General features: G+C 74.1%; 13 protein-coding genes. 8 read left to right on the forward strand and 5 right to left on the reverse strand.

What is annotated here, in order from left to right:
- Positions 1 to 23: 23 nt before the first annotated feature.
- Both AB0H28_RS06895 and ftsY read right to left on the reverse strand, forming a co-directional pair.
- Complete coding sequence (locus AB0H28_RS06895) at positions 24 to 887, reverse strand: aminoglycoside phosphotransferase family protein (protein WP_358035376.1); 864 nt, start codon at positions 885 to 887, stop codon at positions 24 to 26.
- 8 nt (positions 888 to 895) lie between these two features.
- Positions 896 to 2,077 (reverse strand): signal recognition particle-docking protein FtsY, encoded by a 1,182-nt coding sequence (gene ftsY, locus AB0H28_RS06900; RefSeq protein WP_358035379.1) that lies wholly within the window; start codon positions 2,075 to 2,077, stop codon positions 896 to 898.
- Between the two features lie 148 nt (positions 2,078 to 2,225).
- Here ftsY and AB0H28_RS06905 point away from each other — a divergent pair, with 148 nt between their 5' ends.
- The 6 genes from AB0H28_RS06905 (at position 2,226) to AB0H28_RS06930 (ending at position 9,345) form a co-directional block, all read left to right on the forward strand.
- On the forward strand, positions 2,226 to 3,938 hold the full coding sequence (locus AB0H28_RS06905) for an alkaline phosphatase D family protein (protein ID WP_358035382.1): 1,713 nt from the start codon (positions 2,226 to 2,228) through the stop codon (positions 3,936 to 3,938).
- Between the two features lie 13 nt (positions 3,939 to 3,951).
- Complete coding sequence (locus AB0H28_RS06910) at positions 3,952 to 4,377, forward strand: MarR family transcriptional regulator (protein ID WP_358035385.1); 426 nt, start codon at positions 3,952 to 3,954, stop codon at positions 4,375 to 4,377.
- A gap of 65 nt (positions 4,378 to 4,442) precedes the next feature.
- Complete coding sequence (locus tag AB0H28_RS06915; protein ID WP_358035388.1) at positions 4,443 to 4,976, forward strand: DinB family protein; 534 nt, start codon at positions 4,443 to 4,445, stop codon at positions 4,974 to 4,976.
- A 60-nt stretch (positions 4,977 to 5,036) separates the two neighbouring features.
- Positions 5,037 to 5,420, forward strand: coding sequence for a hypothetical protein (locus tag AB0H28_RS06920; protein WP_358035392.1), 384 nt, complete (start codon positions 5,037 to 5,039; stop codon positions 5,418 to 5,420).
- Entirely contained in the window at positions 5,417 to 8,002 is a 2,586-nt protein-coding gene (locus AB0H28_RS06925; protein WP_358035394.1) for a caspase family protein, read from the forward strand. The genes AB0H28_RS06920 and AB0H28_RS06925 overlap by 4 nt, the downstream gene beginning before the upstream one ends.
- A complete protein-coding gene (locus AB0H28_RS06930) occupies positions 8,002 to 9,345 on the forward strand; it encodes an extracellular solute-binding protein (protein WP_358035397.1) in 1,344 nt (447 codons plus the stop codon). Before AB0H28_RS06925 ends, AB0H28_RS06930 begins: the two co-directional genes overlap by 1 nt.
- A gap of 10 nt (positions 9,346 to 9,355) precedes the next feature.
- On the opposite strand, the gene AB0H28_RS06935 is transcribed toward AB0H28_RS06930, so the two are convergent.
- The 3 genes from AB0H28_RS06935 to AB0H28_RS06945 form a co-directional block, all read right to left on the reverse strand.
- Positions 9,356 to 9,976, reverse strand: a complete 621-nt coding sequence (locus AB0H28_RS06935; protein WP_358035400.1) for an HAD-IA family hydrolase — start codon at positions 9,974 to 9,976, stop codon at positions 9,356 to 9,358.
- The gene (gene smc, locus AB0H28_RS06940; protein WP_358035402.1) at positions 9,973 to 13,572 is read right to left on the reverse strand and encodes a chromosome segregation protein SMC; all 3,600 of its coding nucleotides are present in this window, start codon (positions 13,570 to 13,572) and stop codon (positions 9,973 to 9,975) included. Before smc ends, AB0H28_RS06935 begins: the two co-directional genes overlap by 4 nt.
- A 315-nt stretch (positions 13,573 to 13,887) precedes the next feature.
- Complete coding sequence (locus tag AB0H28_RS06945) at positions 13,888 to 14,082, reverse strand: hypothetical protein (RefSeq protein ID WP_107156252.1); 195 nt, start codon at positions 14,080 to 14,082, stop codon at positions 13,888 to 13,890.
- A gap of 374 nt (positions 14,083 to 14,456) precedes the next feature.
- On the opposite strand from AB0H28_RS06945, the gene AB0H28_RS06950 reads away from it, so the two are divergent.
- Together AB0H28_RS06950 and AB0H28_RS06955 are read left to right on the forward strand one after the other, a co-directional pair.
- Positions 14,457 to 15,641, forward strand: a complete 1,185-nt coding sequence (locus tag AB0H28_RS06950; protein WP_358035405.1) for a CAP domain-containing protein — start codon at positions 14,457 to 14,459, stop codon at positions 15,639 to 15,641.
- Positions 15,642 to 15,719: 78 nt separating this feature from the next.
- Positions 15,720 to 16,580 carry an endo alpha-1,4 polygalactosaminidase gene (locus AB0H28_RS06955; RefSeq protein WP_358035407.1) on the forward strand — a complete coding sequence of 287 codons (861 nt, stop codon included), beginning with the start codon at positions 15,720 to 15,722 and terminating at the stop codon, positions 16,578 to 16,580.
- The last annotated feature ends 36 nt before the right edge of the window (positions 16,581 to 16,616 follow it).

Below are 16,616 nucleotides of genomic sequence, written 5' to 3' on the forward strand. Positions count from 1 at the left end.
CGTGTGAAGAACGCCGATCTTGCTCAGCGCAGCGCGTACTCCAGGTGGTGCCGCTCGTAGTCGAGCAGGCGCAGGTCACGCATCGGCCGGCGGAGGTGGCCCTTGTGCACGATCCGGACGAACGCCGGCTCGCCGGCGGCGGCCATCCGCCGGATGCCCTCGACGTGGTCGACGATGCGCTTGCGGATGGTGCGGATGAGCCGGTGCCGGTCGCGCGGGATCAGCCCGTACGCGTCGGCGAAGAGCCGCAGCCGGCGCGGCCGGTCGGGGTGCTTCCAGCCGAGCGTGACCGAGTCCCGGTCGGAGAAGATCGGCACCCAGGTCCACGCCGCGTACGCCACGTCGTAGATCCGGGCGCCGGGCGAGGCGAGGTCGAAGTCGATCAGCCCGAGCGTGCCGTCGGGGCGCCAGATCACGTTGTGCGGCGCCGCGTCGTGGTGACAGATGACCTCGGTGTCCGGCGGGGGCGGCCCGAACGAGCGCCAGACCGCCCCCGGCGGCGGGGTGAAGCCGTACTGGGCGTCGTGGAACATCCGCAGCATGGTGGCCACGGTGACCAGGGCCTCGTCGGTGACCCAGTGCGGGGCCAGCGGATATTCGCCGCACTCCCCCTCCAGGTATGACAACACCTCCCGGTTGCGCTCGTCCATGCCGAGCGCGCGGGGCGCGCCGGTGAAGCCGACGTATTCCAGGTGGCGCAGCAGCGCGTGCACCGAGGGGGTCCACGGGCCGGCGTTGCGCCGCACCGTGTCGCCCACGCGGACCACGGTGCTCACGTTCCCGCCGTGCAGCGGGATCTCCTGCGAAGTCACGTACGGTCTCCCGAGGCGTGGCGACGGGTGGCTGGGGTCGCGCCACCCCGGGTAGGCGCGATCGTCAGTCGTCACGGGAGAGGCTACGCGTCCCGGCCGAGCGGCTCGGTGCCGAGCAGCGCGTCGACGAACTGCGCCGGGTCGAACGGGGCCAGGTCGTCCTTGCCCTCGCCGAGGCCGACCAGCTTGACCGGGATGCCGAGCTTGCGCTGCACGGCGATCACGATGCCGCCCTTGGCCGTCCCGTCGAGCTTGGTCAGCACCACGCCGGTGACATTCACCGCCTCGGTGAAGACCCGCGCCTGCTCCAGCCCGTTCTGGCCGGTGGTCGCGTCGAGGATCAGCAGCGTCTCGTCGATCGGGCCGTGCTTCTCCACCACCCGCTTGACCTTGCCCAGCTCGTCCATCAGGCCGACCTTGTTCTGCAGCCGGCCGGCGGTGTCGATGAGCACGGTGTCGACGCCGACGTCGATGCCGCGCCGGACGGCGTCGAACGCGACGCTGGCCGGGTCGGCGGCCTCCGGCCCGCGGACCGTCTCCGCGCCCACCCGGCCGCCCCAGGTCTCCAACTGGTCGGCGGCGGCGGCCCGGAACGTGTCGGCCGCGCCGAGCAGCACGGTGCGGCCGTCCGCCACCAGCACCCGGGCGATCTTGCCGCAGGTGGTGGTCTTGCCGGCGCCGTTGACGCCGACCACCAGCACCACCGCCGGGACGCCGTCCTTCGGCGCGGTCCGCAGCGCCCGGTCCAGGCTCGGGTCGAGCGCGTTGACCAGCTCGGCGGCGAGCAGCGCGCGCAGCTCGTCGCCGGTGCGGGTGCCGAGCACCCGGGTCCGCTCCCGCAGCCGGTCGACGATCTCCCGGGTGGCGTCGATGCCGACGTCGGCGGTGATCAGGCTGTCCTCGATCTCCTCCCAGGTGTCCTCGTCGAGGCGGTCCCGGCTGAGCAGGCCGAGCAGGCCCTTGCCGAAGGCGTTCTGGGAGCGGGAGAGTCGGGAGCGCAGCCGCACCAGCCGGCCGGCGGTGGGCTCGGGCACCTCGATCGGGGGCGCCTCGACCGGCGGCGCCTCGACCACCACGCCGGTGCTCAGGTCCGCCTCCGGGGCCTCCACCGGCGGGCCGGCGAGGTCCTCCTCGGTGCGGGTGTCGACCTCCGTGCGCGGCAGCGGCGGCTCGGGGCGCCGGCGCAGCCGGGGCACCACGAGGCTCAGGCCGCCGATGATGAGCACGCCGAGCAGGGCGAGAGCGACGAGGAGGTATTCCTTCATGCCCGAAATCCTGTCAGATGCCGGCGACGGCGTCCCACTCACCGCCTCGGCACGCGAACAACCTGCGGGTACGCTCGCTGCTGGAAGGCGTACCGCAACCGCCGGCCGGGTAGGGAAAACCGAATCGATCTTGTCGGAGGTAAGCGTCGTGCCCGGTTCCCGCCTGCTCATCGGCCCCTTGCTGCGCCGGGTCGTCGGCACGCGGGCGACGATCTGGGTGGAGACCAGCGCGCCAGCCGTGGTCACCGTCCGCACCGACGACGGCGCCACCGGCAGCTCGCCCACCTTCTCCGCGTACGACCACCATTACGCGATCGTGGTGGTGAGCGGGCTCACCCCGGACCGCAGCACCCCCTACCAGGTGCTGATCGACGACGAGGTGGCCTGGCCGCTGCCGGACGGCGCGTTCCCGCCCAGCGTGATCCGCACCCGCGCGCTCGACGACGGCGACCAAGCGGTGCGCCTGCTCTTCGGCTCCTGCCGGGAGACCACCCAGCACTCCACCGCGCGCAAGCTGCCGCCGGACGCGCTCGACGCGTACGCCCGGCGGGTGCTGGCCGCGCCCGACCAGGCCACGCTGCCCGACCTGGTGGTGCTGCTCGGCGACCAGGTCTACGCCGACGTGACCTCGCCGACCGTGCGCAAGCTGCTCAAGCGGCGTCGCCGGCGGCCGAAGGACGCCCCGGCGACCCAGGTGGTCAGCTTCGACGAATACACGAAGCTCTACCTGGAGTCGTGGCGTGACCCGGAGATCCGCTGGCTGCTCTCCACCGTGCCGAGCGTGATGATCTTCGACGACCACGAGGTCATCGACGACTGGAACACCTCGGCGTCCTGGCGGGCGGACATGCGCGAGCAGCCGTGGTGGGCCGAGCGGATCCGCAGCGGCCTCGCCTCCTACTGGGTCTACCAGCACCTGGGCAACCTGGGCCCGGACGAGATCGCCGCCGACCCGGTGTACGCGAAGGTGATGGCCGCCGAGGACGCCACCGGCGTGCTGCACGAGTTCGGCGAGCGGGTGGACACCGAGGCCGACCTGGCGCACGACACCGAGCGCTGGCGGGCCGTGCAATACCAGTGGAGCTACGCGCTGGACCTGGGGCGCACCCGCCTGGTCATGCTGGACAACCGCTCCAGCCGGGTGCTGCTGCCGAGCCAACGGGCGATGCTGCCACCGGGCGAGTGGTCGTGGTTCCTCGACCAGGCACACGGCGCGTACGACCACCTGGTGGTGGGCACCTCGCTGCCCTGGCTGCTGCCGCCGGGCATCCACCACGTGGAGTCGTGGAACGAGCGGCTGGCCGACTCCGACCGGCGCTGGGTGGCCCGGCTGTCCGAGCAGATGCGCCGGGCCTGGGACCTGGAGCACTGGGCGGCGTTCCGGCGCTCGTTCGAGGCGCTCGGCGAGCTGTTCGCCCGGTTGGGCAGCGGCGCGGCGGCGCACACCGGCGCGCGGGTGGGCGCCGGCCCGGCATACCCGCGTCCGGCCTCGATCAGTGTGCTCTCCGGCGACGTGCACCACTCGTACGTGGCCCGGGCCCGGTTCGCCGACCGGTCGGTGCGGACACCGGTGCACCAGCTCACCTGCTCGCCGATCCACAACCAGGTGCCGGCCGTGATGCGCCCGCTGATGACGCTCGGCTGGAACCCGGGGCCGTCCGGGGCGGCCCGGGCGCTGGCCCGTTCGGCCGGGGTGCGCCGGCCGCTGGTGCGGTGGCGGAAGCTGGCCGGGCCCTACTTCGGCAACGCGGTGGCCACGCTCACCCACCGGGGCCGGTCGGCCGCCGTGGTGATCGAGGGCACCACCAGCGACGGCGAACTGCGGCCGGTGGCGCGCCAGCGACTCAGCGACGAGCAGTGACTATCCTCTGAGCGTGGACGAGACGCTGCGCGCCGTGGAGCACGAGTTGACCGCGCTGTTGCGTCGCGGCCGGGCGCTGTCCTGGGAGATCGCCCGCGAGGTCCACCCGAACCTGGAGCCGAACGCGTACGGCCTGCTGCTCTGGCTGCGCCGCTCGGGTCGGATCAGGCTCACCGACCTGGCGGTCAAGCTGGGCATCGGCAAGGGCACGCTGAGCCGGCAGATCGGCGGCCTGGAGTCGTTGGGGCTGGTGCGCCGCGACCCGGATCCGACCGACCGACGGGCCGCCCAGCTCAGCCTCACCGAGGAGGGCACCCGGCGGTTCGACGCGGCCCGGGCGGCCCGGCTCGGGCAGATCCGACGTTCGCTGGAGGATTGGCCGAAAGAGGACGTGGCGGACTTCGCCCGGCTGATGCACCGGTTCAACGAGACGTTCTGACCGCAAGGAGGGGCCCCCTTTTAACGCCTCGCGTGGTGGCGGGGCCCCCTCTTAACATCGCCGGGATGACGACCTGGAGAGCACCCGACGTCGACCGCCGCCACGAGCCGTTCGTCGCCGAGGAGCGCGCCATGCTCCACGGCTGGCTGAACACCCACCGCGACACCCTGCGCCACAAGTGCGCCGGGCTGACCGCCGAACAACTGCGTACCCGCAGCGTCGAGCCCTCCGGGCTGACCCTGCTCGGCCTGGTGCGGCACATGGCCGACGTGGAGCGCTGGTGGTTCCGCCACCACGTGGCCGGCCTGGACCTGCCCGACCTCTACGACTACCGCGTCGACCCGGACGCCGACCTGAACGACGTCGCCGACGCCGACCCGGCCGAGGCCTTCGCCACCCTGGCCGCCGAGATCGAGGCGGCCGACCGGGCGGTGGCCGACCTGCCGCTGGAGCACACGTTCACCATGCGCCGGCGCGACGGCGAGACCCGCGAGATCAGCCTCCGCTGGGTGTACGTGCACATGATCGAGGAGTACGCCCGGCACAACGGCCACGCGGACCTGATCCGCGAGCGCCTCGACGGTGTGACCGGCTCCTGACCCACCACTGTGTACGGAATGTTACCGGCCGGTTGGCGGAGAGCTGATACCGTTCGATCAATGGAAACCACGGTGGTTCGGTTCATCGCCTTCGATGACGACGACGACGCGACCGAGGCCGCCACCCACCGCCTGCGCCGGGAGTTGCACCAGCTCGACGGCGTCCGCTCGGTCCGGGCGGCGACGTCGGCCACGCCCGCGCCGGACGGCGCCCGGGCCGGTGAACTCGCCGAACTGGGCACGCTGCTCGCCACCCTGGCCGCCCAGGCGGGCCTCGTCGCCGGGGTGCTCCGCGCCGTCGGCGACTGGCAGCGGCGGCGCGGTCGCGGTCGGGTCGAGGTGCGCCTCGGCGAGCACGAGCTGGTCCTCGACAACGCCACCGCCGACGAACAGCGCCGGCTGGTCGAGGCGTTCCTCGACCGGGTGTTCCCGCCGGAACGATGAGACGCGCGCTGATCATCGCGAACGAGGCCTACGCGGATCCTCAGTTCGCCTCCCTCCCCGGCGCCGTGGCGGACGCCGACTCCCTCCGCGAGGTGCTGCGGCACCCGGGCATCGGCGCCTTCGACGACGTGCGCGTGCTGCGCAACCACACCGTCCACCACGTCGGCCGCGCGGTCGCCACCTTCTTCCACCACGCCAAACCCGACGACCTGCTGCTCCTGCACATCTCGGCACACGGGCTGAAGGACGCGGCGGGGGATCTGTTCTTCGCCGCCGCCGACTCCGAGCACGACAGTCACCTGATCCGGGCGACAGCGCTCTCCGCCGCCGACATCCGGCACGAGATGGCCGACAGCGCGGCGAAGCAGATCGTGGTGCTGCTCGACTGCTGCTACAGCGGCGCCTTCGCCCGCGACGAGCGCGCCCGGGGCGTGCACGACGCCGACCTGACCGGCCCGTTCCGCAGCCGCGGGCACGTCGTGATCACCTCCTGCGCCGGCACCGAGCTCAGCTTCGAGCGCGACGGTCAGGGCGTCTTCACCCGTGCCGTGGTCGACGGGCTGCGCACCGGGCGGGCCGACCGCAACGGCGACGGGGTCATCGACACCGACGAGCTGTACCACCACGTCGCCGACCGGGTGCGCGAGGTGAACAGCCGGCAGCGTCCGACCCTCTCGGTCCACCGCAAGGAGGGCGTGATCCGGGTGGCCTGGGCGGGCCGCGTGCCGCCCCCGCCACCTCCGGGCGACGGCTCGCTCGACCGGTTGCGGCGCCGGTTCGCCGCGCCGATCAGCCGCCGCGGCGCGTTGCCGCGGCGGCTGATCGCGCCGGTCCTCGCGGTGTGGGCGCTCCTGTGCGCCGTCGCCGGACACGCCGGCCCGGTCGGTGCCGCCGACGCCGGCTGCTTCCAGCCTCCCGAGGTGCGGGTGGCCACGTCGGCCGCCGGGCTGCAGCCCTACCGCGAGGTGGCCGACGCGTTCGAACGGTGGTCCGCACGTCAGCACCGGGGCTGCCCGCTGGCCCGGATCTACCTCTATCCCGCCGCCGCGGACGACGTCCGGGCCGGCATCGGCGCGCGCTGGGACTCGTCCGGCGAGCCGGGTCACCGCTACCTGCGGGACGTCGGGCCGCACCCGGACCTGTGGCTGCCGGAGTCGGCGGGCGACGTGGCGCGGCTGGGCGGGTCCGGCGCGGGCGTGCTCGGCCGGGTCGACGAGATCGCCGCGTCGCCGGTGGTGCTCGGTGTGCCGCAGGCCCAGGTTCCGGCCGGCGGCGCCGTCGACGCGGCGCGCCGGATGGGCCGCACGTGGCGGGAGCTGTTCGGCGTCGCCGTCGGCGCGACCGCCGGACCGGCGATCGCCGGCGGCAACGGCGTGGTGCGGGCCGATCCCGCCGTGTCGGCGCCGGCCCGCCTGGGCACCTACGCGCTCTACGGCGGCGAGCGGGGCCCGCTGCCCGCGTCGACCGCCCGGCAGGACGTCGAGCGGTGGGTGGAGCAGGCGCTGGACGGCGGTTCCTACCCGATCGGCGACGACCTCGCCCTGCTCTGCCGGCAGCGGACGCGCGCCACCGCGGCCCCCGCCGCCACCGCCGGGGTCGGCACCCCCGCCGTGGTGCTCACCGAGCAGGCGTTGGTGCGCTACAACCAGGGCCGGCCGCTCGGCGCCGGCTGTCCGGCCCGGCAGGCGCCACCGGCGGCCGAGCGGTTGCAGGCGTTCTACCCGTCCGACTCGCCGTTGCTCTTCCTCACCGTCGCCCGGCTCCACTGGCCGGAGGCGGTGCAGTCCCCCGCCGTACGGGCCGGGGCGGCGAACTTCGTGCGCTGGCTGGTCGACGAGGAGGCGGGCCAGCAGGCGCTGCTCCTCGCCGGGCTGCGACCGCCGGGCGTCACCGCCACCGCGCCGCTGGACCGCGCCAACGGCGCGTTGTTCGACTGGCCGTTCGCCCGGGTCCGCCCCCTGCACGAGCTTGCCGCCGCCGACCAGGACCGGGTGCGCGAGGTCTACCGCCGCGCGCACCGACCGGGCCGGGTGCTGGTCGCGCTGGACGCGTCCGGCTCGATGCGCGACCCGAGTGAGGATCGACGCCGCAGCCGGTTCGAGGTGGCGGTGGACGGGGTCGGTCGGTCGCTGCAACGGGTGGGCGGGCGGGACGAGTTCGGCCTGCGCACGTTCTCCACCGTTGCGGCCAACGCCCGCTCGATAGTGCCGCTCGGTCCGCCCGGCGCGGCGGCCGGCGGCCTGCGCGCCGCCGTCCAGCGGATCCGGCCGGCCGGTGACACGCCGCTGCACCAGGCCATCCGGCAGGGCGCGGCGCAGCTACGGGGCGGCGGCGGCGACCCGCTGCGCGGGCTCGTGGTGGTCACCGACGGTCAGGACACCACCGGGCGACCGCCGCCCACGCTGGCAGAGCTGTCCGGGGTACGCCTCTACGTCCTTGCGGTCGGTGACGCCGCCTGTGCCGGCTCACCCCTCGACCGCCTCGCGCAGCGCACCGGGGGTGACTGCTACGACGCCCGGGCCGACCGCCTCGACGCGACGTTGGACCGGCTGTTCACCGCGCTGTGGAAGGGAGCGGACTGATGCCACCGACTGGCCGGGCCGGATCGGCGCCGGGGAAGGGTCGGCGGGCCTGGTGGCGGGCGTTCGGCCTCGGCCTGCTCAGCGGCGTGCTGGTGGCCACGCTGGGCTCCCTCCTGCTGTGGAGGGTCGCCGGGCCGAAGGGCCTGGAACCGGGTGACCTGGTGATCCTCACCGGCCGCGACGACAGCGAGGGCCAGCAGCGGCAGGCGCTCATCAAGCTGTGGAACGCGGCGAACCCGCACAACCAGGCCAGAATGATCAGCCTGAACGAGGCGGCGGACGCCCAGTACGCGGAAATGATCAACCGCGGCGACCACCAGAAGGAAGAGGACATCGACGTGTTCAACCTCGATGTCACCTGGACGGCGGCGTTCGCGGAGAAGAACCTGCTGCTCCCGATCGACGAGCCCCGGCTCGCGGAGCGCCCGGACGAGACGTTCCTGGAGAAGCCGCTGCGCACCTGCCGCTACCAGGGCCGGCTGTGGGCGCTTCCGTTCAACACCGACGCCGGGCTGCTCTACTACCGCAAGGACCTCGGGCTGAAGCCCCCGTTCGACTGGCCCGAGATCGAGACGGAGTCGACCCGGCTGCTCAAGGCGCCGACGCCGGGGCTCAAGGCCGGCTTCACCAGCCAGCTCGACAACTACGAGGGGTTGACCGTCAACGCGCTGGAGGCGCTCTGGGCCCACGGCGGTGACCTGCGCGTCGACGAGCAGGGCACCGTCTCGATCGACCCGAAGCGGCTGGCCGCCGCGCTCCGCTCGCTGACCCCGTCGACGACCGGGCCGTCCGTGGTGTCGGGCGGGGCGCTCAACCAGAACGAGGACCAGAGCCGCGAGGCGTTCGCGGCGGGCGACGTCGCGTTCATGCGCAACTGGCCGGTCGCGTACCGCAAGTTGACCGGCGGCGACGCGTCCGCGCCGCCGCCGACGGCGACCAGGGTCGGCGTCACGGCCCTGCCCGGGCCGAGCGTGCTGGGCGGGCAGAACCTGGCGGTCGCCCGGCAGAGCAGGCAGCCCCGGGCCGCCCAGGCGTTGATCGAATACCTGACCGGGGAGGAGAGCCAGCGCACGCTCTTCGAGAAGGGTGGCTTCGCCGCGACCCGGGCCGTCGTCTACGCGGACACGGCCATCCGGGAGAACTACCCCTACCTGCCGCTGTTGCGCGACGCGGTCGACCACGCCCGGCTCCGACCGGTCTCGCCGCACTACGTCAACTTCAGCCGGGTGCTGCGCGGCTACGTCCGCGAGGTGATCGAGGGCCGTCCGCCCCCGGCCGACCTGGACGCGCGGCTCACCGACGCCCTGCGCGGCGTCACCCCGACCGCACCCGCCCCGGACTAGGCGGCCCCGCTCAGCGGGCCAGCGCGGCGCGCAGGTAACGCAGGTCGGCCGGCCCGCTCCAACGGTGCGCGGAGAGCCCGGCGACCCGGGCGCCGGCCACCGCCCGGTCCTGGTCGTCGACGAAGAGCACCCGGCCCGGCGGGGTGTCCAGCGCCGCGCAGGCGGCCTGGAAGTATTCCTTCGCCGGCTTGTGCACTCCGACGACCGAGGAGTTGACCACCACGTCCAGCTCGCCGGTCAGGCCCAGCGCGGCCAGGTCGGCGTCGAGCAGGTCGGTGGCGTTGGTGCCCAGCCCGACCCGGATGCCGGCCGCCCGCGCCTCGCGGACGAAGGCCAGCACGTCCGGGTCGACCTCGCCGCGGTAGCGCTGCCACTCGTCGACCGCGGCGCGGGCCCGGACCGGGTCGCCGACCGTCGGCGTCAACGCCTCGGCCACGCTGGACATCCATTCGGCGTGGCTGACCCGGCCGGTGAGCACCGGCTGGAGCAACCCCCAGGACATCGCGATCTCACCGAGGACGCCCTCGGTGAGCCCGTACTCCCGCTCGACGCCGGCGGCCACCGCCGGGTCCCAGCGGCGCAGCACGCCGTCGAAGTCCACCAGGAGCGCCGTGGCGCGTTCCCGACTCACTCGTTCGTCTCCTGCCCGTCGTCCTCGGCCCGGTTGAGCCGCTGGCTGATCACCTGGGTCACGCCGCTGCGCATGGTCACGCCGTAGAGCGCGTCGGCGATCTCCATGGTCCGCTTCTGGTGGGTGATCACAATGAGCTGGCTCTTCTGGCGCAACTGTGCCAGCAACGTGATCAGCCGGCCCAGGTTCACGTCGTCGAGCGCCGCCTCCACCTCGTCCATGATGTAGAACGGGCTGGGCCGGGCCCGGAAGATCGCCACCAGCATCGCCACCGCGGTCAACGACCGCTCGCCGCCGGAGAGCAGCGAGAGCCGCTTGATCTTCTTGCCCGGCGGCCGGGCCTCCACCTCGACGCCGGTGGTGAGCAGGTCCTCCGGGTCGGTGAGCACGAGCCGGCCCTCGCCGCCGGGGAAGAGCACGGTGAAGACCTGCTCGAACTCCCGCGCCGTGTCCTCGAAGGCGCTGGCGAAGACCTCCAGGATCCGCTCGTCCACGTCCTTGACCACGGTGAGCAAATCCCGGCGGGTGGCCTTCAGGTCTTCCAACTGCTCGGAGAGGAACTTGAAGCGTTCCTCCAGCGCCGCGAACTCCTCCAGCGCGAGCGGGTTCACCTTGCCGAGCAGGGCCAGCTCCCGCTCCGCCTTGGCGGCCCGCTTCTCCTGCACCGGCCGCTCGTAGCGGACCGGTTCGGGCACCGGCCGGCCGTCGGACTCGGCGAGCGCGACGTCCGCGTCGGTCGGCGGGACGGGCTGTTCCGGGCCGTACTCGGCGACCAGGGTGGGCACGTCCAACCCGAAGTCCTCGGCGGCCTTGGCCTCCAACTGCTCGATGCGCAGCCGCTGCTCGGCACGGGCCACCTCGTCCCGGTGCACCTGGCTGGTGAGCCGCTCCAGTTCGGCGGCGAGCCGCTTGGCCGCGCCGCGCACCTCGGACAGCTCGGCCTCGCGGGCGGCGCGCTCGCGGGCGACGGCGTCGCGGTGTTCCTCGGCCCGGGCGATGGAGACGGTGAGCCGGGTGAGCGCCTCGCGGGCGCCGCCGACCACGGCGCGGGCGATCTCCGCGCCCCGGGTGCGGGCCGCGCGGCGGGCGGCGGCGCGCTCCCGCGCCGCCCGCTCGGCGGTGGCCTGCCGGGCCAGCGAGTCGGCCCGGCCGGCGATCGACGCGACCCGCTCCTCGGCGGTACGCACCGCGAGCCGGACCTCCATCTCGTTCTGCCGGGCCTGCGGCACCATCGCGGCGAGCTGGTCGCGTTCCTCGGTGGACGGTTCGGCGTCGAGCGGAGTCGTCTCGGCCAGCCGCAGCCGCTCCGCCAGCTCGGCGAGCGTCGTCAGGTCGCGTTCCCGGGCCGCCTCGGCGCGGGCCCGGGACTCGCCGAGCCGGTCGGTCTCGGCCTTTGCGGAGCGGGCCGCCGCGCCCAGCTCGGCGAGCCGGCGGGCGGCGGCGTTGCGGTGGCTCTCCGCCTCCCGCTTGGCGGCGCCGGCGTGCTGCACCGCCTCCTTGGCGGCGGTCACCTCGGCGCGCGCCTCGGCCAGTTGTTCGCGCAGCTCGGCGGTGGCGTGCTCGGCGGTGGCCCGGTTGGCCCGGGCCTCCTCGACGGCGGCCTGCACCTCGATGAAGCTGGGCGCCTTGGCCGACCCGCCGGCCGCCGCGTAGGCCCCGATCACGTCGCCGTCTCCGGTGACCGCCCGCAGCTCCGGGTTCGCGGCGACGAGCGCGGACGCGGCGGCCAGGTCGTCGACAAGCGCCACGTCCCGCAGCGCCCGGTGCACGGCCGGGCGGATGGCGGCGGCGCACTCCACCAGGTCGGGCGCCCAGCGGGCGCCCTCGGGCAGCTTCGGGCGCAGCGCGTCGACGGGGCCGTCCATGCCGGGACCGGCGGGGCCGCCGACCAGCAGGCCGGCCCGGCCGGCGTCGGAGATCTTGAGCAGCCGCATCGCCTCGACCGCCTCGTCCACGCCGCTGACCGCCACCGCGTCGGCCAGCCCGCCGAGCGCGGCGGCGAGCGCCGCCTCGTCGCCGGGGGCGACGGTGAGCAGCCCGGCGAGGCTGCCGAGCAGGCCGGGCACCTCGTCGGCGCGGGCCAGCAGCGCACCGGCGCCGTCCTTGCGGCGCAGGCTCAACGCGAGCGCCTCCTCGCGGGCGGACCAGGTGGCGGCGTCCTTCTCGGCGGCCCGCTCGCCGTCGACGAGGCTCCGCACCGCCGCCTGGGCCCGCTCGTGCGCCGCCACCGCCTCGGCGTGCCGGGCGTCCAGGTCGGCGTTGTCCCGGTCGGCCTCGGTGGACTGCTCCGCGACGGCGTCCAGGTCGGCCTGCGCCTTCTCGGCGCGGCCCAGCGCGTCGGTGTGCGCAGCGGCGAGCCGTTCGATCTCCTCACCCGCGCTCGTGGTGCGCGCCCGGGCGGAGTTGACCTGGCCGGTCAGCCGGGCCAGCCCCTCGCGCCGGTCGGCGATGGCCTTGGCGGCGGTCACCAGCTCCCGTTCCGCGGCGGCGAGCTGGCGTTCCAGCTCCTGCCGGTGTTCGACCGCCTCGGCGAGCCGGATCTGGTCTTCGGTGAGCGCGGCGCGCAGTTCCTCCTCCTGCTCGCGGACCCGTCGCGACTCCGCCTCCAGTTGCTCGGGGTCGCGGCCGGGGCGCTCCTCGTCGCCGGTGGCGCTGAGGTGGCGCAGCCGCTCCCGGGCGAGCTGCTCGATGGAACGGAACCGTTCCTGGAGCGCGGAGAGGCGGTACCAGGTGTCCTGCGCCGCCGCGAGCAGCGGGGCGTCCTCGGCCAGGGCCGCTTCCAGCTCGCCGAGGCGGCCCTGCACCTCGCCGTGCTCGCCCTCGATCTGCTCGCGCCGCTCGCGCAGCGCGGTCTCGTCGGCGATCTCCCGGTCCAGCGTGGTGCGCAGCGTGTGCAGGTCGTCGGCGAGCAGCCGGAGCCGGGCGTCGCGCAGGTTGGCCTGGATGGCGGCGGCGCGGCGGGCCACCTCGGCCTGCCGGCCCAGCGGCTTGAGCTGGCGGCGCAGTTCCGCGGTGAGGTCGGTCAGACGGTTGAGGTTCACCTGCATCGCGTCGAGCTTCCGCAGCGCCTTCTCCTTGCGCTTGCGGTGCTTCAGGACGCCGGCCGCCTCCTCGATGAACGACCGCCGGTCCTCCGGCTTGGCGTGCAGCATGCCGTCGAGCCGGCCCTGCCCGACGATGATGTGCATCTCGCGGCCGATGCCGGAGTCGGAGAGCAGCTCCTGGATGTCGAGCAGGCGGCAGGAGTCGCCGTTGATCTCGTACTCGCTCTCGCCGGAGCGGAACATCCGGCGGGTGATGGAGACCTCGGTGTACTCGATCGGCAGCGCGCCGTCGGTGTTGTCGATGGTGAGGGTGACCTCGGCCCGGCCCAGCGGCGCCCGTCCGGCGGTGCCGGCGAAGATGACGTCCTCCATCTTGCCGCCACGCAGCGCCTTCGCGCCCTGCTCACCGAGCACCCAGGCGATGGCGTCGACGACGTTGGACTTGCCGGAGCCGTTCGGGCCCACCACGCAGGTGATCCCGGGCTCCAGCTTCAGCGTCGTGGCGGAGGCGAAGGACTTGAAACCCTTCACCGTCAGGCTCTTGAGATGCACCTTCTCGATCCTCGTCCGGTGGTCGCCGTACCGTCGCCGGCTGCGCGGACCTGGTGAACCCGCAGACTAACCCGCACCGGGGACCGCTCCGGCACGCGACCCACCCGGCGCGCGCACGGTTCGCTTCCCACGCCCGCCGTCACCGCCGGACGAAAACTGCAAGATCACAATTACCGGACGCAATTCCGGCACCGTTCGCAAGATCGAAAATTGGGAGCAACGGCAAAAAGGGTACGCACATGGCCGCGCGCCGGCACTGAAGTGTGTCGGCGCGCTTTTCGGTGTGGTGCGATTCAGTTTTCCGACAACTGGAACTCAGGTCAGCGCGGGCTCGGCAAGACGGAGGAGGTCGTCGGCCTCCGCCGCTGCCGCCGCGAGCCGATCGTTCTCGGCACGCAGACGCGTGATCTCGAACTCCAGTGCCTGAACCCTGGCACGCAGTCGGGTGACCTCGTCGAGCAGCCGTCGGTCGGACGCTGCACCTACGTGGCCGTAGAGGGCCTTCGCCATGCTGAACTCCTCGATATGCGCTGCCGGAAAGGCCGGCCAACGCGCGCCCACAATGTTCGCGGCTACCATTACCCCGGCGTATCGGGGCACGGCTGGGCGCGACTGGCGACACCTACATATTGAGCCGAACCCCCCTCCTTCGTCAAGTTGACGCAGGCCGTAGATCATCTCCACGTCGGCCGGGCCACTCGCCGGGGGCTGCCACAAGGCGCGGACACGCTCTGTCCGGACGCCTTTACTGTACGCCGGGAATGTGTGAACGCCTCACCCTTCCCGTCGGCTTCGCCTTAACTCTTTCTTAGCCGCGTTGCCGCAGCTCGGCCGCGCCCGTAGCGTCACCCCGGCCCGCAAACCGACCCGTGGAGGGGGCAGGCGTGTACCGCTGGACCGATCCGATCGACCCGGATGACGCCTCCCGGCGCCCGGAGCCGCCGACCGACCAGGGTCCGGCGTGGCTCGTCGACGGGCCCGAGCCGCGGTCGTCGTACTTCTTCGGGGACCGGGCCGCGCAGCCCGGCCACGGCCCCGTCGCGCAGCCCGGCTACGGCCCCGCCGCCTGGGGGCCGGGACACCCCGCGCCCGGACCCGTTGCGGCCGGGCCGGACCACGGGCTCGGCTACGACCACCGGGCGCCGTTCGAGCCGGCCGGCGGGCCGGGTCGGCACCTGGCCGGACAGCACGGTCACGAGGTCGGCGCCTACCCGGCGGACCGGGACCGCTGGAACGGCGACGAGCAGCCGGCCGGCGCCTGGGCCCAGCCCACGGCGGCCTGGCAGCCGGTGACCGACACCCCGCCGGAGGACCGCCGGCACGGCCGGCGGAGGCGGTTCTCCCGCCCGCTGGTGATCGGCGGCACCGCCGCCGCGGCGACGCTCGTGGTGAGCCTGGGAGTCGGTGCCCTGCTGCTGCCCGGTGGCGACGGCACGCCCGAGCGGACCGCCGCCGACGCGCCGGTGGTCGTCGCCCCGGACGGGCCGGCACCGACCGGGAGCGAGCCGCCGGTCGACGCGCTCGTGCCGGCGTCGGTCAGCCCGTCGGCCGCGCCGACCACCGCCAAACCCAGCCCGACGAAGAAGGTCGCGCCCCGGCCCAGCCGGACCGAGGCCCCGTCGCGGCAGCTCGAACGCAGCAGCGCGCCGAGCGGCACCGGCGCCCGGACCACCTCCGCCGGCAGGCTCAGCGCCGAACTCCAGCAGGTCGTCGACCTGGTCAACCAGGAACGGGCCAAGGCCGGCTGCAGGGCGCTGGCCGTCAGTTCCAAGCTGACGCTCGCCGCCCAGCGGCACAGCCAGGACCAGGCCGACCACAAGAAGATGTCGCACGACGGCAGCGACGGCAGCAACGTGGGCCAGCGGCTCGACCGCGCCGGTTACGCCTGGCGGGCGTACGGCGAGAACGTCGCCTGGAACCAGCAGAGCCCGGCCGCGGTGATGGACGCCTGGATGCACTCCGAGGGGCACCGGGCGAACATCCTGAACTGCTCGTTCACCCAGATCGGGGTGGGTGTGGCGCGCAGCAACGGGCCGTACTGGACGCAGGACTTCGGCACGCCGCGCTGAACGGCGCGTCGTGACCGGGCCGGCGCTCGTTGACCGGGCGGGGGCGGTGTCGGACCGCCCGCGTCCGGGGAGCTGTCGATGCGGATCCGGCCGGCGTACGCCGCGTCGCGCTCCCGGCCGGCCCGCGTCCGCCGACGAGGGCCGCGCCGGGGCGTGGCGCTGGCGTTGACCGCGCTGCTGCTCGCGCCGGTCCCGGCCTGCCGAGAGCAGCTCACCGCGCCGACCTCGTGGCCGGCCGCGCTGGCCCGCCGCTGGACGTGGCAGTGGCAGCTCGCCGGCCCGGTGGACGTCTCGGTGGACGCGGACGTCTTCCTCCTCGACCCGGTCCGCACCACCTCCGCCGAGACCGCCGCCCTGCGCGCCCGCAACCGCCGGCTGGTCTGCCAGGTCCGGGTGGGCACGTACGCGGCCGGTGACCCGGATGCCGCCCGTTTCCCCGCCGCGGTGCGCGGTGCGCCGGTGCCGGGCCGGCCGGACAGTCGGTTCCTGGACGTCCGGCGTTGGGACGTGCTGGCGCCGGTGCTGGCCGACCGGTTCCGGCTCTGCCGGGGCAAGGGCTTCGGCGCGGTGGCGCTGGACGACGCGGACGGCTACCGGCGCCGCTCCGGCTTTCCGCTCGGTTTCGACGAGCAGTTGTTGTTCAACCGCCGGGCGGCGGGGCTGGCCCGACGGCTCGACCTCTCCCCCGGCCTGGTGGACGACGTGGCGCAGGTGGCCGCGCTGGCCCCCGACTTCGACTTCGCGGTGAACCAGGAGTGCGTACGCCGGCGCGAGTGCGCGAAGCTGCTGCCGTTCGCCGACGCCGACAAGCCGGTCTTCCACGTCGAGTACACCGGCGACTCGGCCGCGTCCTGCGTCACCGCCACCGACTACGGCTTCGCCTCGATCCGCAAGGACCGGATGCTGGACGCCTGGCGGCAGCCGTGCCCGCTGCCGTGACCGACGCCGCCCCCGCCCGTTCCCCGGCGGGGGCGG

Source organism: Micromonospora sp. NPDC050980 (genome assembly GCF_040653835.1).
In the GTDB taxonomy this organism is placed as follows: Bacteria; Actinomycetota; Actinomycetes; order Mycobacteriales; family Micromonosporaceae; genus Micromonospora.

Excerpts from the sequence above, each read along its gene's own strand:
- ftsY (WP_358035379.1), bottom strand. The coding sequence starts at position 2,077 with ATGAAGGAATACCTCCTCGTCGCTCTCGCCCTGCTCGGCGTGCTCATC.
- AB0H28_RS06915 (WP_358035388.1), top strand. The coding sequence starts at position 4,443 with ATGACGACCTGGAGAGCACCCGACGTCGACCGCCGCCACGAGCCGTTC.
- AB0H28_RS06920 (WP_358035392.1), top strand. The coding sequence starts at position 5,037 with ATGGAAACCACGGTGGTTCGGTTCATCGCCTTCGATGACGACGACGAC.
- AB0H28_RS06925 (WP_358035394.1), top strand. The coding sequence starts at position 5,417 with ATGAGACGCGCGCTGATCATCGCGAACGAGGCCTACGCGGATCCTCAG.
- AB0H28_RS06930 (WP_358035397.1), top strand. The coding sequence starts at position 8,002 with ATGCCACCGACTGGCCGGGCCGGATCGGCGCCGGGGAAGGGTCGGCGG.
- AB0H28_RS06945 (WP_107156252.1), bottom strand. The coding sequence starts at position 14,082 with ATGGCGAAGGCCCTCTACGGCCACGTAGGTGCAGCGTCCGACCGACGG.
- AB0H28_RS06955 (WP_358035407.1), top strand. The coding sequence starts at position 15,720 with ATGCGGATCCGGCCGGCGTACGCCGCGTCGCGCTCCCGGCCGGCCCGC.